Origin of the sequence: Methylocystis sp. (assembly GCF_051061285.1) — a bacterium.
In the GTDB taxonomy this organism is placed as follows: domain Bacteria; phylum Pseudomonadota; class Alphaproteobacteria; order Rhizobiales; family Beijerinckiaceae; genus Methylocystis.
The window spans coordinates 176,310-196,711 of the sequence record NZ_JBPFEA010000040.1; the positions used below are offsets into that span (position 1 = coordinate 176,310).

Annotated in this window: 21 protein-coding genes and 1 pseudogene; 16 read left to right on the plus strand and 6 right to left on the minus strand. The window is 62.5% G+C overall.

Annotation, left to right across the window (positions count from 1 at the left end; genetic code table 11):
• Window positions 1-114: 114 nt before the first annotated feature.
• Window positions 115-1,959: a sensor histidine kinase gene (locus ACR65T_RS14895; RefSeq protein WP_434497222.1), complete on the minus strand. Its 1,845-nt coding sequence runs from the start codon at window positions 1,957-1,959 to the stop codon at window positions 115-117.
• Between the two features lie 325 nt (window positions 1,960-2,284).
• The gene (locus ACR65T_RS14900; protein WP_434497223.1) at window positions 2,285-2,542 is read right to left on the minus strand and encodes a hypothetical protein; all 258 of its coding nucleotides are present in this window, start codon (window positions 2,540-2,542) and stop codon (window positions 2,285-2,287) included.
• A gap of 112 nt (window positions 2,543-2,654) precedes the next feature.
• Here ACR65T_RS14900 and ACR65T_RS14905 point away from each other — a divergent pair, with 112 nt between their 5' ends.
• From ACR65T_RS14905 to ACR65T_RS14930, 6 genes and pseudogenes are all read left to right on the plus strand, one after another.
• A complete protein-coding gene (locus tag ACR65T_RS14905) occupies window positions 2,655-3,248 on the plus strand; it encodes a hypothetical protein (protein WP_434497224.1) in 594 nt (197 codons plus the stop codon).
• Between the two features lie 111 nt (window positions 3,249-3,359).
• On the plus strand, window positions 3,360-5,165 hold the full coding sequence (lepA, locus tag ACR65T_RS14910) for a translation elongation factor 4 (RefSeq protein WP_434497225.1): 1,806 nt from the start codon (window positions 3,360-3,362) through the stop codon (window positions 5,163-5,165).
• A 98-nt stretch (window positions 5,166-5,263) separates the two neighbouring features.
• Window positions 5,264-5,506: a type II toxin-antitoxin system HicB family antitoxin gene (locus tag ACR65T_RS14915; protein ID WP_434497226.1), complete on the plus strand. Its 243-nt coding sequence runs from the start codon at window positions 5,264-5,266 to the stop codon at window positions 5,504-5,506.
• Window positions 5,503-6,093 (plus strand): Uma2 family endonuclease, encoded by a 591-nt coding sequence (locus tag ACR65T_RS14920; protein WP_434497227.1) that lies wholly within the window; start codon window positions 5,503-5,505, stop codon window positions 6,091-6,093. Before ACR65T_RS14915 ends, ACR65T_RS14920 begins: the two co-directional genes overlap by 4 nt.
• Before the next feature lie 105 nt (window positions 6,094-6,198).
• Window positions 6,199-6,663 carry a hypothetical protein gene (locus ACR65T_RS14925; protein ID WP_434497228.1) on the plus strand — a complete coding sequence of 155 codons (465 nt, stop codon included), beginning with the start codon at window positions 6,199-6,201 and terminating at the stop codon, window positions 6,661-6,663.
• Window positions 6,664-6,834: 171 nt separating this feature from the next.
• A pseudogene (locus tag ACR65T_RS14930) lies at window positions 6,835-7,083 on the plus strand (Txe/YoeB family addiction module toxin); the annotation flags it as partial.
• Between the two features lie 4 nt (window positions 7,084-7,087).
• Here the strand turns inward: ACR65T_RS14930 and ACR65T_RS14935 are convergent.
• Window positions 7,088-7,990: an EamA family transporter gene (locus ACR65T_RS14935; protein WP_434497229.1), complete on the minus strand. Its 903-nt coding sequence runs from the start codon at window positions 7,988-7,990 to the stop codon at window positions 7,088-7,090.
• A 205-nt stretch (window positions 7,991-8,195) separates the two neighbouring features.
• On the minus strand, window positions 8,196-8,945 hold the full coding sequence (locus tag ACR65T_RS14940) for a class I SAM-dependent methyltransferase (protein WP_434497230.1): 750 nt from the start codon (window positions 8,943-8,945) through the stop codon (window positions 8,196-8,198).
• A 113-nt stretch (window positions 8,946-9,058) separates the two neighbouring features.
• Here ACR65T_RS14940 and ACR65T_RS14945 point away from each other — a divergent pair, with 113 nt between their 5' ends.
• The 4 genes from ACR65T_RS14945 (at window position 9,059) to ACR65T_RS14960 (ending at window position 11,757) form a co-directional block, all read left to right on the plus strand.
• Window positions 9,059-10,366 carry a glutamate-5-semialdehyde dehydrogenase gene (locus ACR65T_RS14945; RefSeq protein WP_434497246.1) on the plus strand — a complete coding sequence of 436 codons (1,308 nt, stop codon included), beginning with the start codon at window positions 9,059-9,061 and terminating at the stop codon, window positions 10,364-10,366.
• Window positions 10,367-10,538: 172 nt separating this feature from the next.
• Entirely contained in the window at window positions 10,539-10,823 is a 285-nt protein-coding gene (locus ACR65T_RS14950) for a type II toxin-antitoxin system RelE/ParE family toxin (protein WP_434497231.1), read from the plus strand.
• Window positions 10,795-11,109, plus strand: a complete 315-nt coding sequence (locus ACR65T_RS14955; RefSeq protein ID WP_434497232.1) for a HigA family addiction module antitoxin — start codon at window positions 10,795-10,797, stop codon at window positions 11,107-11,109. The genes ACR65T_RS14950 and ACR65T_RS14955 overlap by 29 nt, the downstream gene beginning before the upstream one ends.
• An 84-nt stretch (window positions 11,110-11,193) precedes the next feature.
• The gene (locus ACR65T_RS14960; protein ID WP_434497233.1) at window positions 11,194-11,757 is read left to right on the plus strand and encodes a nicotinate-nucleotide adenylyltransferase; all 564 of its coding nucleotides are present in this window, start codon (window positions 11,194-11,196) and stop codon (window positions 11,755-11,757) included.
• Between the two features lie 69 nt (window positions 11,758-11,826).
• On the opposite strand, the gene ACR65T_RS14965 is transcribed toward ACR65T_RS14960, so the two are convergent.
• Entirely contained in the window at window positions 11,827-12,147 is a 321-nt protein-coding gene (locus tag ACR65T_RS14965; RefSeq protein WP_434497234.1) for a hypothetical protein, read from the minus strand.
• Between the two features lie 47 nt (window positions 12,148-12,194).
• Window positions 12,195-13,544 carry a 30S ribosomal protein S12 methylthiotransferase RimO gene (gene rimO / locus ACR65T_RS14970; protein ID WP_434497235.1) on the minus strand — a complete coding sequence of 450 codons (1,350 nt, stop codon included), beginning with the start codon at window positions 13,542-13,544 and terminating at the stop codon, window positions 12,195-12,197.
• 349 nt (window positions 13,545-13,893) lie between these two features.
• On the opposite strand from rimO, the gene ACR65T_RS14975 reads away from it, so the two are divergent.
• From ACR65T_RS14975 to tam, 6 genes are all read left to right on the plus strand, one after another.
• Window positions 13,894-14,877 (plus strand): beta-ketoacyl-ACP synthase III, encoded by a 984-nt coding sequence (locus ACR65T_RS14975; protein WP_434497236.1) that lies wholly within the window; start codon window positions 13,894-13,896, stop codon window positions 14,875-14,877.
• Between the two features lie 195 nt (window positions 14,878-15,072).
• Window positions 15,073-16,047 (plus strand): sulfate ABC transporter substrate-binding protein, encoded by a 975-nt coding sequence (locus ACR65T_RS14980; RefSeq protein WP_434497247.1) that lies wholly within the window; start codon window positions 15,073-15,075, stop codon window positions 16,045-16,047.
• Window positions 16,044-16,907 (plus strand): sulfate ABC transporter permease subunit CysT, encoded by an 864-nt coding sequence (gene cysT / locus ACR65T_RS14985; RefSeq protein WP_434497237.1) that lies wholly within the window; start codon window positions 16,044-16,046, stop codon window positions 16,905-16,907. The genes ACR65T_RS14980 and cysT overlap by 4 nt, the downstream gene beginning before the upstream one ends.
• A complete protein-coding gene (gene cysW / locus ACR65T_RS14990; RefSeq protein WP_434497238.1) occupies window positions 16,900-17,790 on the plus strand; it encodes a sulfate ABC transporter permease subunit CysW in 891 nt (296 codons plus the stop codon). The genes cysT and cysW overlap by 8 nt, the downstream gene beginning before the upstream one ends.
• The gene (locus tag ACR65T_RS14995) at window positions 17,753-18,883 is read left to right on the plus strand and encodes a sulfate/molybdate ABC transporter ATP-binding protein (protein WP_434497239.1); all 1,131 of its coding nucleotides are present in this window, start codon (window positions 17,753-17,755) and stop codon (window positions 18,881-18,883) included. Before cysW ends, ACR65T_RS14995 begins: the two co-directional genes overlap by 38 nt.
• On the plus strand, window positions 18,880-19,692 hold the full coding sequence (gene tam, locus ACR65T_RS15000) for a trans-aconitate 2-methyltransferase (protein ID WP_434497240.1): 813 nt from the start codon (window positions 18,880-18,882) through the stop codon (window positions 19,690-19,692). The genes ACR65T_RS14995 and tam overlap by 4 nt, the downstream gene beginning before the upstream one ends.
• The last annotated feature ends 710 nt before the right edge of the window (window positions 19,693-20,402 follow it).

The window sequence follows — 20,402 nt, forward strand, 5'->3', positions numbered from 1 at the left end:
CGCTTCGCGCCGAACACGCGCGCAAGGACTGAGCGACGACCATTGCGCCGTCCGTCGCGCGGCGGGGCGCGATCGGCGGGGGAAGCCTGAAAGCGAGAGGCGTAGAGCGAGGCGTCACGCAATTTTCTTCACCGTTGCTGGTTCTACGCCGACGACGACGGCCGCGCTTGGCGGCGCGCCAAGTCGCGCGATCGTTGCGATTCTTGCCGGAGCGCAGGTAGCGCCGCTGTTACGGCAGTCGAGCGGCAGGCGCACGGAAACCGTCGTGCCGGCCTGCAGTCCGCTTTCGATGGCGATCGAGCCGCCGTGCAGACCCACGAGTCCGCGCACTACGGAAAGGCCGAGGCCCGTCCCCTCATGGCCGCGTTCAAGCGACGCGCGCGCCTGAAAGAAGGGATCGCCGAGCCGCGCAAGATCGCCTGCGGCGATGCCTGCCCCGTCGTCGGCGACGATGACGACGACGTGATTTCCTTCGGCCTGAAGCAGCAGCTTGACTGTGCCGCCGCGCGGCGTGAATTTCAGTGCGTTAGAGAGCAGGTTGATCAGGATCTGCCTGCAGCCGCGTTTGTCGGCGACGATCTCGCTAAGGGCTTCGGCATATTCGCGCGCGAGCGTCACGCCCGACTGATCGGCGTTCAGCTGCATCATGTCGCAGCACTGATCGGCGAGCGTCTGCAGAGCGAAAGTCTCAACGGCGATTTCCATGGCGCCGGATTCGATCTTGGACATGTCCAAGATGGAGTTGACGATCTCGAGCAGATGGTGGCCGGAGTCGCTGATGATTGACGCATATTCCCGCTGTTTGGCGGGTTCGGAAGGCGCAATCTCGTCGGTCGCCAACATTTGGGAGAAGCCGATGATGGCGTTGAGCGGCGTGCGCAGCTCGTGGCTGACATTGGCGAGAAGGCGCACGTTGCTGGTTGCGGCGCGCTCGGCCGCCGCGTGAGCCGCCGCAAGCGCGATATCGGCTTCGAGCGTGGCGTTTACGTCTCGCAGGGCGCAGAGGACGGCCTCCGCCGCGCCTTCCTCGCCGTTGGATTGAGCGCGGCGCACGCGCGCCTCGAAAGAGTTGAAAACGGGCGCGACGAATTCGCTGGCGGCATTGCGCGCAACGCCAACCTGAACGCGAACGGCTGCGGTCGCCACCGCCTTGCCGTCGACGGCGTCGGAGACCGCCTTGAGGAAGCTCGGCCGGTCGGCGACGTGAATACGCTGGAAGAATTCGCGGCCGATCAGATCGCGCTTGAGATCAAAGACGTGGCGCCCGCCCCCCAGGACCGCTTTGACGAAGCCGGCGCGATCGAGGTGCAGCAGGATGTCGCCAACGGCGCCTGTCAGGAGCATGAGGTCGCGGTCATTGCGCGCTTCGGCGCGGGCGCGAGCCTGCTCGACCCGGACGGCGCCGAAGACGAGAGCGGCGATATAGAGAAATAGCGGCGCTCCGAGAAGCATGGTCGTCGTTGCATGTTCCGTCAGCAGTTCGCGCGGCGCCCGCAGATTGAGACCGGCTGTCAGCGCGAGGGCGGCGATGGCGACCACTTCTATGACAATGACCGTTCCGACGTCGGGCGCCAGGGCAGCCTCGACGAGCGCAACGAGCAGCAGCGCGATTGAAAAGGCGTCGTAGCCCGGCGTCAGCGCGTGGATGGCCGTCGCCATCGCGAGCCAGCCGCCGATCGAGAGGCTCCGCGCGATGCGCAAATCTCCCGCGCGCGACAACACGATCACGGAGGCGAGCGGGATCTGCGCGAGCAGGAAAAGGACGCAGTCGCTTGTCGTCGGCGCGCCGCGGAAGAAGAGAAACAGCGGCGCCGAGAGCAGGACACAGGCGGCGACGACGAGCCGAGCAATAATGAACGCCCGATGACGCGCCTCTTCCACCGGTCGTCCGGCGACCCGCTCATGCAATGCGGCGTCCACGCAAGACCGGTCGTGGCTGTCCTCGGCGATGCTACTCAAGGCCTACGCTCCCTATCGGCAATAGCGATAGCAGGGCGTCCTTAAGCAGCCGCTAAGCCGATGCGAAAGCTTCCCCCGTTGCTCGGCGACGCATCGACATGGTTTGCATTTTATTGCCGTAACTTTCAGGGAAAGAATCGATGGAGCGTTTACGAAGGCTCAACCTGGCGGCGACATCACATACAAAGAAAACCGCTTTCCCAGATGGAGACAAGTGTTGGTTTTTCTCGCCAAATGCGCGATTTGCATTCTCCTCGTCTGCGTCGCCCTGCAATGGCGGTCTGATCACGCGCCAGTTGCGCCGAAAAGCGCAGCCGTCCGCGCATCAGCGCCGCAGCACGCGGCTGGCCTCGTACAGGACGCTATCGAGAAAGCATCCGCGCTGATTCGCGCCGGTGGCGACGCGCTCGCCGGCGCGGCGCGCGATAAATGTCTGGCGGCGCCGCGCGACTGCCTCTCGGCGGCGCAGCGCGCGCAGTCCGCCGCCGGTCGCGCGCAGTAACAGCCAATCCACGGGGGTACAGTGTGCAATAGCCGCGCCGCTGCGCCGGTTTTGCAGAATCAGTTTTTTGACACTAAACATGGTCGCGCTTGGCGCGCGATTTTGAGGCCGAACCGCCACCGAGGCCATTCCGTTTTTGCTCGCGCGACCCGTTCGCACATCGCGAGCCATCCTCTCCTCAAAGGAGGCGGCCATGTCCGAAGAAACTTCATCGCAACCCGAAGATACGGTTTCCCGCTCCGAACTGACCAATCTGCAGGAGCAGCTCAAAGCGACGCGCATGGAGCGCGACCGGCAGATTTTCGAGAAGTCCGAGATCGTCGCGAAGGCGAACGCCTACGCCAAGGAGCGCGACGATGTTCGCGACAGCCTGGCGGCGATGACCGCGGAGCGCGACCGCCTCGCCGCGGAGAACGCCGGGGCGTCGACGAAAGCGCTTGAGACCTCCCGGCAGCTCGAGGCCGCCATTCGCCGGGCCGACGAGGCTGCGGCGGAGGTCGTGCGGCTGCGCCACGCGATCGCCACCGCGCCCTCATCCGATCCCGCCGTCGTGCTGTGGAGCCTCATCTCGGAAAAGACCAGGGATGGCGTCGCCTGGGTAAGAGGCAAGATTCCCGCCGACAGCGCGGCTTTGCCCTGGTTCGACAAGACGGTCTCGCTCGTGACCCAGGTCGGCTGCATGGCCGTGAAGGCGGCGGACGCCTTCATCCGCTGGGCCGTGCCCAAGGCTATCGAGCTTTTTAACAAGGGCAAGGCGGAGCTCGAGGCGCGGATGGAGAAGAAATAGCCTTCCAGAAGGCTCCGTCGCGCGCCCTGGGGTGCCCTGCGTTCGAAATGGCGCCGGGCGCGGGCTGACGCGCCCTTTCATTCCTTGGCGGGCGCTGCTATCCCCGCGCACATGACCGCCCACAAGATCGAAAACATCCGCAATTTCTCGATTGTCGCGCATATCGACCACGGCAAATCGACCTTGGCCGACAGGCTCATTCAGGAGACAGGGACGGTCGCCGCGCGCGACATGGTCGAGCAGGTGCTCGATTCGATGGATATCGAGCGCGAGCGCGGCATCACCATCAAGGCGCAGACGGTGCGCCTCAACTACAAGGCCAAGGACGGCAGGGATTACGTCCTCAATCTGATGGACACGCCGGGCCACGTCGACTTCGCCTATGAGGTGTCCCGCTCGCTGAAGGCCTGCGAAGGCTCGCTGCTCGTCGTCGACGCCTCTCAGGGCGTCGAAGCGCAGACGCTCGCCAATGTCTATCAGGCCATCGACGCCGGCCATGAGATCGTTCCCGTCCTGAATAAGATCGATCTGCCGGCGGCCGAGCCCGACCGCATCAAGGAGCAGATCGAGGAGGTCATCGGGCTCGACGCCTCGGGCGCGGTGCTCATTTCGGCCAAGACCGGCATCGGCATTCCCGACGTGCTCGAGGCGATCGTCACGCGCCTGCCGCCGCCAAATGGCGACGAGAAGGCGCCTTTGAAGGCGCTGCTCGTCGACAGCTGGTATGACGCTTATCTCGGCGTCGTCGTGCTGGTGCGAATCTTCGATGGAACCCTGAAGAAGGGCCAGAAGATCAAGATGATGGCGGCCGACGCCCATTACGAAGTGGATAAGATCGGCGTCTTTCGTCCCAAAATGCAGGATGTCGCGTCGCTTGGTCCCGGCGAAGTCGGCTTCATCACGGCGCAGATCAAGCAGGTGGCGGATACGCGCGTCGGCGACACGATCACCGACGACAAGAAGCCGACCGCCGAGGCGCTGCCGGGCTTCAAGCCGGCGCAGCCCGTGGTGTTCTGCGGACTGTTTCCGGTGGACGCCGCCGACTTCGAGGATTTGCGCGCGGCGATCGGCAAGCTGCGCCTCAACGACGCCAGCTTCTCCTACGAAATGGAGACCTCCGCCGCGCTCGGTTTCGGCTTCCGCTGCGGCTTTCTTGGCCTGCTGCATCTCGAAATCATCCAGGAGCGGCTGCAGCGCGAATTCGATCTCGATCTCATCGCGACGGCGCCGTCGGTCATCTACAAGATCACGCTGACGAACGGCGACGAGATCGAGCTGCACAATCCCGCCGACATGCCGGATGTCGTGAAGATCGAGGAGATCAACGAGCCCTGGATCCGGGCGACCATCCTGACGCCCGACGACTATCTCGGCTCGGTGCTGAAACTCTGTCAGGACCGGCGCGGCGTGCAGGTCGATCTCAACTATGTCGGCAAGCGCGCCATGGCTGTGTACGATCTGCCGCTCAACGAGGTGGTGTTCGACTTCTATGACCGGCTGAAGTCGATCTCGAAGGGCTATGCGTCCTTCGATTATCAGATCACCGACTATCGCGCCGGCGATCTCGTCAAGATGAGCATTCTCGTCAACGCCGAGCCGGTCGACGCGCTCTCCATGCTCGTGCATCGCACGCGCGCCGACGGACGCGGCCGGCAGATGTGCGAGAAATTAAAGGAGCTGATCCCGCCGCATATGTTCCAGGTGCCGATTCAGGCGGCGATCGGCGGCAAGATCATCGCCCGCGAAACGGTGCGCGCCTTCCGCAAGGACGTCACGGCGAAATGCTATGGCGGCGACGTGACCCGCAAGCGCAAGCTCCTGGAGAAGCAGAAGGAAGGCAAGAAGAAGATGCGCCAGTTCGGCCGCGTCGAGATTCCGCAGGAGGCGTTTATCGCGGCGCTGAAAATGGAGGAGTAGGGCGTCAGGACCTCCTCGCCGCGGCGATCGGCCGAACGCGTAGCGGAACCATCTATCGCCTTTGGTCGAAATCCACGACCCTGCTATATGAACGTTCTATGCTGAAGACCCTCGCCTATCCCCTCGTCATCGAGCGCCACGAGACCGACGGCGGCTACCTTGCCTATTTTCCGTCCTTGCTCGGTTGCCAGACCTGGGGCGAGACTTACGAAGCCGCTGTGCAAAACGCCGAGGAGGCTCTGGCGGTTTTCATAGAAACTCTCGCCTCGAACGGCGATCCTATCCCCGATTCGTTGGCGTTTGACGGTCCGGCAACGCTCACAATAGGTAGAACCTTATGACCGGCGCCCAAGTCAAGCTTCCGCCATTGATGACGGTCGCCGATTTTTTCGAATGGCCCGGCGACGGAACCAATGCGCGTTATGAACTCGTCGACGGCGTCTTGCGCGCGATGGCGCCGCCGAACGACACGCACGGCCTCATCCAGTCGAATCTCGCGATCGCGATCGGCTTGCACCTGCGGGAGAACCGCCCCGGCTGCCGGATCAATGTTACGCCGGGCGTGCAGCCGCGCCTTCGCGCGGACTGGAATTTCCGCGTTCCCGACCTCGGCGTGACCTGCGCGCCCAACGCGCCCGGCATACTGACAATGCCCGATCCGGTCCTGCTGATCGAAGTGCTTTCGCCCGGCAACGCCAATGACACATGGGACAACGTTCCACATTACGCCTCGCTGCCGAGCGTCGTCGAAATATTGATCGTGCACTCCACGCGCATGAAAGCCGAACTGCTGCGTCGGAACGCGAATGGCGAGTGGCCAGAAAACCCCGAGGTCGTCGACGCGGCGGGCGTCCTCCATCTGGCTTCGATCGGCCTCGACCTCCCTCTCGCCGAGGTCTACGTCCAGTCGCATCTGGCGCGGGTTTGACGGCGCCGCTACGAGGTAGGAAATCTGAAAGAGGATACGCCGGTTCGGCTCGTCGAGATTCCGCAGCAGGCGTTCATCGCCGCGCTGAAGATGGAGGAGTGACGAATGACGTCCCCTGATCCGACGGCCCTGGAGTTATTGCAGGCGGACTTCGCTGAGCTTTTCATACAGCTTTCCGAGATTGAGCGGCGCATCCGTGAACGCATCACGGAGCATGCGGTCGGCAATCGATTAAAGGGCAATGAGCACGTAGGTTGGCTCGGCGAAATATATGGAAAGACGCTCTTCGGCGGCTCATTGGTCGGCGATCGGTATGAGCACGATTTTGAGACTTCCGCCGGCTGGCGCGTTTCGGTCAAGACGAGAAAAGGTCGGGGTAAAGGCTGGAAGCAAACGAGCCCTATTCCGACTTACGAAGGCGAAAAATGTCCGACTCATCTGCTGTTCGTCCATCTCGATGACGATTATGCCATTGATCGACTTTTGGCTTTTCTGTTGGAAAGAGTTGATTGCCGCGAGGCGATTCAAGGCGCACAAAGTTCGTGGGATGCATCGTTCTTACGTGTTTAGACTGGCCGAAAGGCGAGATGCTCCGAACATCGTATATCCGCGATCTTCGATCAGCGGCTTTTCGGAGACGAATCATCTTCTGAAAAGCCCGTGCAACGCCGAGCGCCTGCGCGCTGCCGTCCAGGAACTCGACTCGGGGCGTGGAAAAGAGCGCAAGCTCGTTGAATGTAGCTCGTCTTCTCCGAGCAGGCTTGGGCCGATTATCTCTATAGGCAGACATAGGATAAAAAGACTCTCGAACGCATCAATATGCTCATCAAAGAGTGCGCTCGCACGCCCTTTGAAGGGCTTGGAAAGCCGGAACCATTACGTGGCGATTTACGCGGCTGGTGGTCGCGGCGCATCGATCGCGAGCATCGCCTCGTTTATCGCGTCGAAGACGGCGCCTTGCTGATTGCTCAGTGTCGCTATCATTATTGACGTCTTACTCCCGCGCCAGCGCGATCATCACTGCGCCAAGCAACATCACCGCTGCGCCAAGCAGCCGGCTGCTTGACTCCTCCTTCAGCACACGCCCGCTCGCGACGACCGTGAAGAGCGCCGACAGGCGCTTAATGGCGATGACATAGGGCGTGAACAGCACGGTCAGCGCCCACATCTGCAACGTATTGCCGAAGGCCATCGCCGAACCCGCGCCGATGGCGTAACGCAGATCGAACGCGCTTGGCGCGGGCCGGCGCCCGGCAAGCCAGTAGAGCAGGGCGCACAGCGAAATGACGATCGTCACCGCCGCGATCCAGATCAGCGGCGTCGACGCCCTGACGCCGAGCTTGTCGATATTGGCGGTGACGCTCCAGATCACCGCCGTGCCGATCATCATCCGCGCGCCCTTGTCGCGCGCAAAGACATGGAAGTTGAAACGACGTCCGTTTGCCCGGTCGGCGTCGAGCAAGCCGACGCCGAGCACGGTGAATAGCACGCCGAAGATCCCCAACGGCGGCGCGTGCTCGCCGGTCATGATCGGCGAGGTGAACAGCATCAGCACGGGCGTGAGCAACACGAGCGGCGCCACCAGCGACGCGTCGGACAATCGGAAGGCGCGGATGTACAGCACATAGGCGACGACGTTGAGCGCGCCTGACCAGGCCAGCAGAGTCCAAAAGCCAGGCCTCGTCAGCGACGCAAGCGTTTCGCGCGGCGCGCTGAGCAGGCCCGGGTAAAGGACGAAACAAGCGACGATCAGCAGGACAGCGCCCGCGCACCATTGCGCGGCGAGAATGGCGCGATCATCAGCCGTTCGCGTCGCCGCCTTGGTGCCAAGATCGGTGACGGATTGGCAAATGGCGGTGACGAGCGCGGCGAAGAGAGCGAGAAGCGCGAGGTCCATGGCGCGCGCTATAGCGCATGATCAGCGAGAGTGGGAACTGGCGGTGCGAGCGGCTGCGAGTTTGGCCGCATACGCCCTCATGCTGAGGAGGCGGCGTAGCCGCTGTCTCGAAGCGCGAGGCGAAGCAGAGGATGCGAACGAAGGTTTCCTCGTCCTTCGAGACGCGCCCTTCGGGCGCTCCTCAGGATGAGGAAACCTTATCCGATCAACATGCGTTCTTCGTTGAAAAGTCAGGCTTCATCGCGGTCACCAGCGTGTCGACGCCGTCGCGGAATTCAACCGTGACCGGCGCGAAGCCCGCGGCGCGCAACTGCTCTAGAGCAGGCTCGAAATACATGATGTGCTGGGGCGATTCGTCGCTCAGCAGGTGCACGATCCAGTCTTCAAGCAGATCGAGTCGGTTCATCTTCGTGAAAATCTTGAACCAACCCCGCACCACGGCTTGCGTATCGGCAAGATGCGCCGCCGGGTCGTCCATCGCATAGCGGTCGCCGTTGACGAAAATTCCGCCCGGCTTCAGGACGCGGAAAATCTGTGAAACCACGGCCTTACGGTAGTCGTCAGGGAAGTTATGGATCGCGTAATTCGAAATGACGACATCCTTGCGGGCGTCGGGCAGCGCGCGCAGCGCCGTCAGCGCATCGGCTTCGATAAATTCGACGCGGCCCGCTAGCGCGTAATCGGCGAGATTGGTTCGCGCCTGATCGAGCATTTCGCCGGCGCTGTCGATCGCGGTGAGCTTGAGGTCGTCCCGCGCCGAGAGCGCCGCCAGCGTGCTGATCCCCGTTCCGCAGCCGATCTCGAAGCCGTCGAGCGGCCCTGCGTCGGAACGCCATTCGGCGACCCGGTCGCCGATTTTTTTGGCGAGCGTGGCGGCGTTTGGACACATCAGCCGCAGCACGTCATATTCGGCCGCCAAGGGCCCAGTGAACGGATTCTCTTGAAGCGCGGACATGCGGCCTTTTTTCATATCGCGACAGGCCTCGCAAGGGCGGCTTTTCTTGAGTGCGGCTTTTCTTGCCTGGGCCGCCATGTTAGCGAAACTCCAGCATGTCCCGTGAGAAAGCCATGACGCAGGCTATACGCAGCGAGCCGCACGTAGGCGGCGCAGACGCGACGCTGAGCGACTCGTTTGTCGCGCTCGGGCGCGCCGCGCGGGCCGCGGCGCGGGCGGTGGCGCTCGCCTCTGCCGACGCCAAGAACAAGGCGCTGCGCGCAGCCGCCACCGAAATTCGCCGCCAGAGCAACGCCATACTCGCCGCCAATGCGCTCGACGTCGCCGACGCCAAGGCGCGCGGGACGGCGGCGTCTTTCCTCGATCGGCTGACGCTCGATCCCGCCCGCGTCGAGGCGATCGCCCGTGGACTGGAGGAAATCGCCGATCTGCCGGACCCGGTCGGCCGCGTTCTGGCGCGTTTCGATCGCCCGAACGGCCTGAAAATCGAGCGCGTCTCGACGCCGCTTGGCGTCATCGGCGTGATCTATGAAAGCCGGCCGAATGTCACCGCCGACGCCGGCGCTCTGTGTCTGAAGGCCGGCAACGCCGCGATTCTGCGCGGCGGCTCGGAGAGCCTGCGCTCGTCCGCCGCCATCCACGCCTGCCTTGTCGCGGGGCTGAAGGAGGCCGGGCTTCCCGAAGCGGCGATCTCGCTCGTCGCGACGGCGGACCGCGCCGCGGTTGGCGCGATGCTGGCGGGCCTCGACGGCAATATCGACGTGATCGTGCCGCGCGGCGGCAAGAGTCTCGTCGCCCGCGTGCAGCATGAGGCGCGCGTGCCGGTTTTCGCGCATCTTGAAGGCATCGTGCATGTCTTCGTGCATAGGGACGCCGATCTCGAAATGGCGAAACGCGTGCTGCTGAACGCCAAGATGCGGCGCACCGGCATTTGCGGCGCGGCGGAGACGCTGCTCGTCGACAAGGCCTGCGCCGCGACCCACCTTCAGCCGCTCGTCTCGATGCTGATTGATTCAGGCTGCGAAGTGCGCGGCGACGCAGCGACCCAAGCCGCCGACGCGCGGGTGAAGCCGGCGCGCGAAGACGACTGGCGCGCCGAATATCTCGACGCCATCATCGCGGCGCGCGTCGTCGACGGTTTAGCGGGCGCGATCGATCACATCGAGACCTATGGCTCGCACCACACCGACTGCATCATCACGCGCGACGCCGATGCGGCGCAGCGCTTCATGAACGAGGTCGATTCGGCGATCGTGCTGCACAACGCCTCGACGCAATTCGCCGACGGCGGCGAATTCGGCTTCGGCGCCGAGATCGGCATCGCCACGGGCCGTATGCATGCGCGCGGACCCGTCGGCGTCGAGCAGCTGACCTCGTTCAAATATCGCGTCTATGGCGACGGCCAGGTGCGGGGGGGATGACTGACTCTGACGCGAGTGTGCGCAGTTTCTGAAGACGTTTTTAGCGCCGGTTCACTTTCATTATCGGCATATGACAGTTTCCCCCGGCTCGATCGGCCGCCTAAGCATTTCTTGCTCCAGTTTCGCTTGCGCTGGCAATTGAAGCGTATAACGTTATGCGTTATAAATTTTCATGATCAGGAGTTTCGCCGACTCCGAGACTGAATCGATCTGGTCGGGTCTCCGCAGCCGCAGGCTGCCGCCTGACATTCAGGCCGTGGCTCTGCGCAAACTGCGCCTGCTCAATCAAGCACGCAAATTGAATGATTTGCGCGTGCCGCCGGGCAATCGTCTTGAAGCGCTGAAAGGCGATCGTTTCGGCCAGCATTCGATCAGGATCAATGACCAATGGCGCATTTGTTTTATCTGGATCGAGGGAGGGCCGTCCGATGTCACGATCGTCGACTACCATGACTGAGCTGTTGCCCAACCCGACCCCGGGCGAAATTCTTGCCGAGGAATTTTTGAAGCCCATGGGACTGAGCCAGAATGCGCTCGCGCGCGCCATTCGCGTGCCGCCCCGCCGCATCAATGAGATCGTTCTCGGCAGGCGCGCGATCACCGCCGACACGGATTTGCGCCTGGCGCGATATTTCGGGATTTCGGAAGGCTTCTTTCTTGGGCTGCAGGCGGACTACGACCTTATGGCCAGGCGCCGGAAGATCGGCTCCGAACTCAGCGCGATTGAACCGCGCGCCGCCTGAGAAAGCTTGATCTAACCCAAGCTTGCGCCGCATATCAGCTCGATGGCTTCCGCCCCCGTCCGTCTCCCGCCTCACGCGCCCGGCATGCGCATCGGCCTTTTCGGCGGCTCGTTCGATCCGCCGCATGAAGGCCATGCGCTCGTTTCGCGCGTCGCGCTGACGCGCTTGAAGCTCGATCGGCTGTGGTGGATCGTCTCGCCCGGCAATCCGCTCAAGGACGCAAGCGAACTCCCGTCAATCCAATGGCGAATAGCGGCGGCAAAAAAGATCCTGCGCGATCCGCGGGTCGCCTTCACCGGATTCGAGGCTGAAATCGACGCGCGCTACACCTGCGACACGATCGACTATCTTCGCGCACATTGCCCCGGCGTGCGTTTCGTCTGGATCATGGGCGCGGATAATCTTTTGCAGTTTCATCGGTGGCGGCGATGGCAGGACATTGCGCGGACGACGCCGATCGCCGTCATCGACCGGCCGGGCGCGACGCTGAAAGCCGCCAACGCCAAGGCGGCGGTCTATTTCAAGAGCGCGAGAATTCCCGAGAGCGAGGCCGGCATGCTCGCGGTGACGCCGTCGCCGGCGATGGTCTATCTGCACGGGCCGAGACTCGAGCGCTCTTCGACCGAATTGCGCGCCGGCGCGCGTTGATAAACGCGCCGGTCTTGAATTGACGCAATTGCCGCCGCGCCGGCGTCGCCTTCGCGGAAGACGTTGGCGCTATTTGCGCTCGAAGAGCGGCAATATCCAGCGCTTATAGGCCCAGAAGCTCAGAGGAATGCCGACGAAGATCGCGACCCACATCAGCGCCGAATTGTCCGTGCTGTGCTCGTAAAAGCCGCCGCCCTCGGTCACGGACTGCGTATAGGGATTGCGCACAAAGAGCGTAATGGCGAATGAGCCGATGACGATCAGCGCGGTCGCGATGTAAAGGCTGCGCGGAATTACGAACTTCGGCAGCTGCGGCTGCGTCGGCGCATCTTCAGGCCTGGGCGGCGGGGCTTCCTGCGGCTTGGCCTCGTCATGGGGTTCTTCGGTCATGGGCTTCTCTCCCGATATTCTGTGCTTGGCCTCAATATAGGGCTGCTTTAGGTCGCCGCGCCATAGACGTCATATGCCTCCGCGCGCTCGATTTTCGCCGTGACAATGTCACCCGCGCGCAACGGGCGCCGCGATGCGATAAAGGCTGCGCCGTCGATCTGCGGCGCGTCGGCCTTGGTGCGGCCCTTGGCGAGCGCGCCCGATGGTCCGCCGCCCGGTTCGTCAATGATGACGGAAAGGCGCTTGCCGATTTTGCGCCTCATCAGCCGAGCGCTGATCGCGTGCTGTTTCGCCATGAAGCGCCGCCAGCGCGTCTCCTTCACCTCGTCGGGGACGGCAGGTAGGCCAAGCGCCTCGGCCGGCGCGCCGGCGACGGGCTCATATTTGAAGGCGCCGGCGCGGTCGATCTCGGCCTCCTCCAGCCAATCCAAGAGATAGTCGAAATCCGCGTCGGTCTCGCCGGGAAAGCCGACGATGAACGTCGATCGCAGCGCGAGGTCGGGACACGCCTCGCGCCAGGCGCGAATGCGCGCCAGGGTCTTTTCATCATTCGCTGGGCGTTTCATGGCTTTCAGCACATTCGGCGCGGCATGCTGCAAAGGAATGTCGAGATAGGGAAGGATTTTCCCCTCCGCCATTAATGGCATGACCTCGTCGACATGAGGATAGGGATAGACGTAGTGCAGGCGGACCCATAGGCCGAGATCGCCAAGTTCGCGCGCCAGATCGAGAAAGCGCGCGCGCACGCGACGGTCGCCGAACATGCTTTCGGCGTAGCGAATGTCGCGGCCGTAGGCGCTCGTGTCCTGCGAAATGACCAGCAGCTCCTTGACGCCGGCGCGCGCCAGCTTTTCCGCCTCGCGCAGCACATCGGCCGCCGGCCGCGAGACGAGCGGCCCGCGCAAATGCGGGATGATGCAGAAGGAGCAGCTGTTGTCGCAACCTTCCGAGATTTTCAGATAGGCGTAGTGGCGCGGCGTGAGCTTCACGCCTTGTTCGGGGAGAAGATCGACAAACGGGTCATGCGCGGGCGCGGCGGCCCGATGTACGGCGTCGACGACGCTCTCATACTGCTGCGGGCCGGTGATCGCCAGCACCTGCGGGAAGCGCGCCGTAATCGCTTCGGGTTCGGCGCCCATGCAGCCGGTGACAATCACCTTGCCGTTTTCGTTCAGCGCAGCGCCAATCGCTTCGAGCGACTCCGCCTTGGCGCTATCGAGGAAACCGCAGGTGTTGACGATGACGACGTCGGCCCCGGCGTGGGTGCGCGAGAGCTCGTAGCCTTCGGCCCGCAGCCGCGTGACGATGCGTTCGCTGTCAACGAGGGCCTTCGGACAGCCGAGCGAGACGAAGGAGACGCGCGGGGCGGCGCTCAGCGGCCTCTGTTGATCCTGCATGGCGCCCCTTGCCATGTGGCGGCGGACTTTGCAATCGCGGGCTCAGCGTTACGCTGTCAGCGCGGCAATGAGAGCGAAGAGCGCGACGGCGGCAAAGATGATAGCGTGGACCATAAACCAACTCCGACGAGCCCCGAATTTGTCTAGTTGCGCGCGCTTTAAGAAAGAATTGAGGCCCTTGTTCTGGGAGATGTTTCTGCGCTGGCGCAAAAAAGCCAATAAGTCAGCGACGATGTGGGCCCTTGCCGGAGTTCAAAAAGAAAAATTTGCGCTCGGCCTGAGCCGCTCTTAATGAATAGCGCCTCGCTACGAGCTTTAGCCACGCCGTCTCAGAAGGAAGCGCCACGTCTTGACGAATTCCATAGTTCTCGGAACTGGGTCTTATGCGCCGCAGCGCATCATCTCCAACGCCGACCTCGAGAAAATCGTCAGGACGAACAATGAGTGGATCGTCAGCCGCACCGGCATCAAAGAGCGCCGAGTGGCTGCAGAGCATGAGGCCACGTCGGATCTGGCCGCGGCCGCAGGGCGCGAGGCGCTGCAGTTCGCTGGCGTAAAGCCGGACGACGTCGACATGATCGTTGTGTGCACGGTGACAGGCGATGCGCCGACGCCGTCCTGCGCGTCGTTTGTTCAGGCGCAGCTCGGCGCGAAGAACGCCTTCGCTTTCGACGTCGGCGCGGCCTGCGCCGGTTCTCTTTACGGGCTGTCCATCGCCGACCAGTTCATCAGAAGCGGTAAGGTGAAGCGCGCGCTGGTGATTGGCGCCGAGACCCTCAGCCGCTTCGTCGATTGGACCAATCGCGAGACATGCGTGCTGTTTGGCGACGCCGCTGGAGCAATTTTGCTCGGCGCCAGCGAAGAGGAAGGGCGCGGCCTGCTCGCCGCGAGCCTGCGCACGGACGGTTCAATGACGGGCATTCTCGGCATCTATGGCGGCGGCAGCCGCCGCCCGCCTTCCGCGGAAATGCTCGAAGAAAAGGCCGGCAAAATCAAGATGCGCGGGCGCGAGGTCTATAAGGTGGCGACGCGGCTGTTGCCTGAAGTGGTCGGCGACACGCTTGAGGCCGCCGGTCTGACCGCAGCCGACGTCGATCACGTGATCGCCCATCAGGCGAATAAGCGCATCATCGAGTCCGCGATGCAGAATCTCGGCGTTCCCTTCGAGAAATGCTGGATCAACATTGACCGCTACGGCAATACGTCGAGCGCCTCGATGCCGATCACGCTCGATGAGGCGAATCGCGCCGGAAAGCTGAAAAAGGGCGACGTCATCGCGATGATGGCGATCGGCGCGGGAATGACCTGGGGCGGCGCAGTGCTGCGCTGGTAGGCTTTCCTTCGCTGCCGTCCAACTCCAAACGTCGCTGACGCCAAACAGGCCAGCTTGACGCGGGCTTTTTTCGTCTTGCCCAATCAATATACTTATGCTACCGTTTTTATAGACTAGTGGAGAGAAGTCACCATGAGCGAGAATTTACAGAAGGGTTTTGGTCTGGGAATTTTAGGGGGCTTGGTTGCGCTTACGATGCTGGCGAGCGCGCATTCTCAAGCGGGCCAGACGTTCCTGAACGTCTCCTATGACCCGACGCGCGAACTCTACAAGGCGATCAATCCCGCGTTCGCGGCGGACTGGAAAGCCCGGACCGGCGAAACGATCGAAATTCAGGCGTCGCATGGCGGCTCTGGCGCGCAGGCGCGCGCGGTGATCGAGGGGCTGAACGCCGATGTCGTGACGCTGGCGCTCGCCGCCGACATCGACGCGATCGCCAGCAAGAGCGGTAAAATTCCGGTCGATTGGCAAAAGCGCCGACCGAATAACTCGTCGCCCTATACGTCGACGATCGTGTTTCTCGTCCGCAAGGGCAATCCGAAAGCCGTCAAGGATTGGGACGATCTGGCCAAGCCCGGCGTGGCGGTGATCACGCCCAACCCCAAAACCTCCGGCGGCGCGCGCTGGAACTATCTTGCGGCCTGGGGCTATGGGCTGAAGAAGTTCGGCGGCGACGAAGCCAAGACCAAGGATTTCGTCAAGGCGATCTACAGGAACGCCCCGGTCATGGACACGGGCGCGCGAGGCTCGACGATCACCTTCGCCCAGCGCGGCATCGGCGACGTGCTCCTTGCTTGGGAGAACGAAGCCTTCCTTGCGCTCAAGGAATTTGGCGCTGACAAGTTCGAGATCGTGACGCCGCCGCAGTCGATTTTGGCCGAGCCGCCGGTCGCCGTCGTCGACGCCAACGCCGACGCCAAAGGCAACAGGCAGCTCGCGGAGGCCTATCTCGACTTCCTCTATTCGCCGCCGGCGCAGGCGATCGTCGCACGCCATTTCTATCGTCCCGTTCATCCCGAATATGCGGCGAAGGACGACGTAAAGAAATTCGCCAAGATCGATTTCATTACCGTCGATAAGACTTTCGGCGGCTGGGCGGCGGCGCAGAAGAAACATTTCGCCGACGGCGGCATTTTCGACGAGATTCAGAAACAAGAGCTGACAAGGTGACCTCCCCGAGCCTTGTCGGCAAAAACGCTCGGCGCTTCGCGGCGCCGAGCGTCATTCCAGGCTTCGGCCTGACCTTCGGCTATACGCTGATCTATCTTGGCGTGATCGTCCTGTTTCCGCTCGCGACGCTCATCTGGCAGTCATCGGGATTAGGACTTTCCGGCCTCTATGCGATCGCCTCGGAGCCGCGCGTCGCTGCAGCGCTGCGTACGACCTTCTTCATTTCCTTCGCGGCGGCGGTCGTCGACCTCTTCTTTGGCCTCATCGTCGCCTGGGTGCTCACAAGATACGATTTTCCTGGCCGTCGACTGCTCGACGCATGCGTCGATCTGCCCTTCGCGCTGCCGACGGCCGTGGCCGGCATTTCACTCGCGGCGCTTTATTCGCCCAACGGATGGTTCGGCGCGCCGCTTGCCGATTACGACATCAAAATCGCCTTCACCCGCTGGGGCATTTTGGTCGCGCTCATCTTCATCGGTCTGCCGTTCGTCGTGCGCACCGTGCAGCCGATTATTTCGGAACTTGAAGTGGAGTTGGAGGAGGCGTCCGCCACTCTCGGCGCGGGCCGGCTGCAAACCGTCATCCGTGTGATGCTGCCGCCCCTGGCGCCGGCGCTGCTCACCGGCTTCGCGCTCGCCTTCGCCAGATCCATTGGCGAATATGGCTCGGTGATCTTCATCGCCGGCAATATCGCTTACGTCTCCGAGATCGCGCCGCTGCTCATCGTCGTGAAGCTTGAACAATATGATGTCCCCGGCGCGACCGGAATCGCAACGATCATGCTGGCGATTTCTTTCGCCGCGCTGCTTCTCATCAATCTGGTCCAGGCATGGAGCCGCAGGAGATTCGGCCATGTCTGAGATCGCGGTCACGTCCAGCGGCAGCGGTTGCGGCGTCAAATTGCGACCGGTCACGCACGACTCGTCGTTTGCGCGTTACGCGCTCATTGCGACCGCGGTGCTGTTTCTCGCGATCTTTCTTTTGGCGCCGCTTGCCATCGTCTTCGTTGAAGCCTTCAGTAAAGGGATCGGATCCTTTCTTGCAGCGTTCGGCGATCCCGACGCGCGCGCCGCGATCCGTCTGACGCTTCTTGTCGCGGCGCTCGCCGTGCCGGCGAATCTTGTGTTCGGACTCGCGGCGTCCTGGTCGATCGCCAAATTTTCGTTTCCGGGCAAAAGCGTTCTCGTGACGCTGATTGATCTGCCCTTCTCGGTATCGCCGGTCGTCGCCGGCCTCGTCTATGTTCTGGCGTTCGGCGGCCAGGGGCTCTTCGGCCCGTGGCTCGCGGCTCACGGCGTGCAGATCATCTTTGCCGTGCCCGGCATCGTGCTGGCGACCATCTTCGTCACCTTTCCTTTCGTTGCGCGCGAACTCATTCCGTTGATGGAGGAGCAGGGCAAGATTGAGGAGGAAGCGGCGCTCACGCTCGGCGCCTCCGGCTTCAAAACTTTTCTGACAGTGACGCTGCCCAACGTCAAATGGGGCCTGCTTTACGGCGTGCTGCTGTGTAACGCCCGCGCCATGGGCGAGTTCGGCGCCGTTTCGGTCGTATCCGGCCACATACGCGGCTTGACCAATACAATTCCGCTGCAGGTGGAGATACTCTACAATGAGTACAATAATGTCGCCGCCTTCGCGCTCGCGGTTCTTCTTGCAGGCTTGGCGCTCGTCACACTCGGGCTCAAAACCTTCCTCGAATGGCGTCATGCCGACGCGCTCTCCGGACGCGCTCGCCGCCACTGAAGCGAGTAAGCGCGGAGCTTCCATTCGCATCGAGGGAGTGGCGCAGGATTTCGGCGCCTTTGCGGCCTTGCGCGACGTCAGCCTCGACATTCAGCCTGGCGAACTCGTCGCGCTGCTCGGACCCTCGGGCTCCGGCAAGACGACGCTGCTGCGCGTGATCGCCGGCCTCAATTCTCCCGATCGCGGCCGGATCCTCTTCGACGGCGAGAATGCGACCAATCTTCCCGTGCAGGACCGCCATGTGGGCATGGTGTTTCAGAACTATGCGCTGTTCAAACATATGACCGTCGCCGACAATATCGCCTATGGTCTGAGAGTTCGCCCCAGACGCACGCGTCCCTCGCGGGCGGCGATCCAGGCGCGCGTCACGGACCTTCTGCAATTCGTGCAGCTTGACGGACTTGGCGGCCGCTATCCGGCGCAGCTTTCCGGCGGCCAGCGACAGCGCGTCGCGCTCGCGCGCGCGCTCGCCATCGAGCCGCGCGTGCTGCTTCTGGACGAGCCATTTGGGGCGCTTGACGCGCGCGTGCGCAAGGATTTGCGCCGCTGGCTGCGCGACATCCATAAGCAAACGGGATTGACGACAGTCTTCGTCACCCATGATCAGGATGAGGCGATGGAGCTTGCGGATCGTGTCGTCGTGCTCAATGAAGGCCGCATCGAACAGATTGGCGCGCCTGAAGAACTTTACGATCGTCCGGCTTCGCCGTTCGTCATTTCCTTCGTTGGCGAAGCGGTTGCGTTGCCCGTCACCATCGCCGACGGCCATGTGACGTTCGGCGGCCGCGAATTGCACATCGACACCCATGGCTTGCGCAGCGGACCGGCGAGAGTCTTCTTCCGCCCGGCGGACATCGCCGTCGCGGCTGAAGGGAACGGCGATCTTGAAGGACGCGTCGAGAGCCTGCGGCGCACGCCTGCCGGCGTTCGCGCCACGATCGCCATCGACGGCTATGATCAAACGCTTGAGATCGACTCGCCGCTCGAACGTTCGGCTTCGCTCGGCGGCCGCGTGCCGCTTTCGCTGGTGAACGCCCGTATCTTTGCGGCCGACGAGAATGGCGACTATGTCGACGCCGGAGACGGCATTTGAGCGCGGCCCCTGCTGACGCGATCGATGAGAAGAACGCCGCCAACGACTGGAATTCGGCGCTCTATCTGAAATTCGAAGCCGAGCGCACGCGCGCCGCCCGCGACCTGCTTGCGCACGTGCCTTACTGCGATACGCGAGCGGTTTTTGACCTCGGATGCGGACCTGGAAACAGCACTCGGCTCCTCGCGATGAGCTTTCCCGGCGCCGACATCATCGGGATCGACAAATCCGACAATATGCTATCGGTCGCCCGCGCGTGCACGCCGACGGCGACGTTTATCAAAGAGGACATCGCGCATTGGCGCCCGTCGGAGCCCGCCGATCTCATCTTCGCCAATGCGGCGCTGCATTTTCTCCCCGATCATCGCGGGTTGATGACAAGGCTATTGAGTTATTTGCGGCCCGGCGGACGTCTTGCGGTCCAGATGCCGAACAATACGCATGAGCTTTCGCACGCGGCGATGCGCATGGTGGCGGCGGATGGCCCCTGGGCGTCGCGACTGCTTCCAGTCGCCAAGTCGATCATGGCGCTCGGCCCGCTCGAGGAATATTACAATCTGCTCGCGCCGCTCTGCAGCACGATCGATATTTGGCAGACGGTCTATGTCCACCCGCTCGACGGCCCTGACGGCGTGGTCGAGTGGTTCGAAGGATCGGGCCTTCGTCCCTTCCTCGACTTGCTCGATGCAAATGAGCGCGCCGAATTTCTCACGCGCTACAGAGACAGGCTCGCGCAGGCCTATCCCCGTCAGCCAGACGGCAAAGTGCTTCTGCGATATCCGCGCCTCTTCTTCGCCCTGCAGAAATAGGGCGGCGGTCTGGTTTGGTCGCTATGGCGGCGTCCAATCTGACAAATTGTGACATTACGGCAACGGCTTCGCTCGATATATCTATTAGCCTACTAAATCTATAGACAAAAAGATACGCTTTCGCTTTACTGCCTCTTGCGGCTTGGACGGAAAATAGTTCGCAGAGGGGCGCCCTCGGCGGACGAGAGAGAGCTCGAATGTCGACGCGAACATTAAGGCGCGGGCTGCAGTGGCAGCGTTTACTGTGGCTATTTCGCAACAGCGCAAGTCGAAAAATCTAGTTGACTAAAACATGAGCTTAACAGCTCAACCGTGACGGCATACCGATATGTATACAATTTACATATCGGTCCGTCGCTCAAAGCGCGTCAACCGGAGTTGGGTTAAGCGATACGGGACAAAAGTCGATGTCGATAAGCAAAAACAGAAAGAAGTTAAGATTAGCCGCGTTTGGCGCCGTTGTCGGCGCCGCCCTTGGCGTTCCCGAAATAGCGTGCGCCGAAGACAAAGCGCCCTCTAAGGAAGTTTCGGGAAAAGGGGGGCAGTCGGATAGCGGCGTAAAAACAGCCGCGCCGGAAAAAGCCTCGGTGAAGACGAAGACCGATGGCATGGGTGTCGCTGCTGGTCCCGGAGCGCCAGCGGCTTCGCTGGCAAAGAGGAGCTACTATGTGCCGACGCGCGGCTATCGTTTGGAGCCGCAGCCCGACATT

Excerpts from the sequence above, each read along its gene's own strand:
- ACR65T_RS14950 (WP_434497231.1), top strand. The coding sequence starts at position 10,539 with ATGATCAGGAGTTTCGCCGACTCCGAGACTGAATCGATCTGGTCGGGT.
- ACR65T_RS14960 (WP_434497233.1), top strand. The coding sequence starts at position 11,194 with ATGCGCATCGGCCTTTTCGGCGGCTCGTTCGATCCGCCGCATGAAGGC.
- ACR65T_RS14900 (WP_434497223.1), bottom strand. The coding sequence starts at position 2,542 with ATGTTTAGTGTCAAAAAACTGATTCTGCAAAACCGGCGCAGCGGCGCG.
- lepA (WP_434497225.1), top strand. The coding sequence starts at position 3,360 with ATGACCGCCCACAAGATCGAAAACATCCGCAATTTCTCGATTGTCGCG.
- ACR65T_RS14995 (WP_434497239.1), top strand. The coding sequence starts at position 17,753 with ATGCCGACGCGCTCTCCGGACGCGCTCGCCGCCACTGAAGCGAGTAAG.
- ACR65T_RS14955 (WP_434497232.1), top strand. The coding sequence starts at position 10,795 with ATGTCACGATCGTCGACTACCATGACTGAGCTGTTGCCCAACCCGACC.
- ACR65T_RS14965 (WP_434497234.1), bottom strand. The coding sequence starts at position 12,147 with ATGACCGAAGAACCCCATGACGAGGCCAAGCCGCAGGAAGCCCCGCCG.
- ACR65T_RS14920 (WP_434497227.1), top strand. The coding sequence starts at position 5,503 with ATGACCGGCGCCCAAGTCAAGCTTCCGCCATTGATGACGGTCGCCGAT.
- ACR65T_RS14935 (WP_434497229.1), bottom strand. The coding sequence starts at position 7,990 with ATGGACCTCGCGCTTCTCGCTCTCTTCGCCGCGCTCGTCACCGCCATT.
- rimO (WP_434497235.1), bottom strand. The coding sequence starts at position 13,544 with ATGCAGGATCAACAGAGGCCGCTGAGCGCCGCCCCGCGCGTCTCCTTC.
- ACR65T_RS14945 (WP_434497246.1), top strand. The coding sequence starts at position 9,059 with ATGACGCAGGCTATACGCAGCGAGCCGCACGTAGGCGGCGCAGACGCG.
- ACR65T_RS14940 (WP_434497230.1), bottom strand. The coding sequence starts at position 8,945 with ATGTCCGCGCTTCAAGAGAATCCGTTCACTGGGCCCTTGGCGGCCGAA.
- ACR65T_RS14905 (WP_434497224.1), top strand. The coding sequence starts at position 2,655 with ATGTCCGAAGAAACTTCATCGCAACCCGAAGATACGGTTTCCCGCTCC.
- ACR65T_RS14915 (WP_434497226.1), top strand. The coding sequence starts at position 5,264 with ATGCTGAAGACCCTCGCCTATCCCCTCGTCATCGAGCGCCACGAGACC.
- ACR65T_RS14925 (WP_434497228.1), top strand. The coding sequence starts at position 6,199 with ATGACGTCCCCTGATCCGACGGCCCTGGAGTTATTGCAGGCGGACTTC.
- ACR65T_RS14980 (WP_434497247.1), top strand. The coding sequence starts at position 15,073 with ATGCTGGCGAGCGCGCATTCTCAAGCGGGCCAGACGTTCCTGAACGTC.
- cysW (WP_434497238.1), top strand. The coding sequence starts at position 16,900 with ATGTCTGAGATCGCGGTCACGTCCAGCGGCAGCGGTTGCGGCGTCAAA.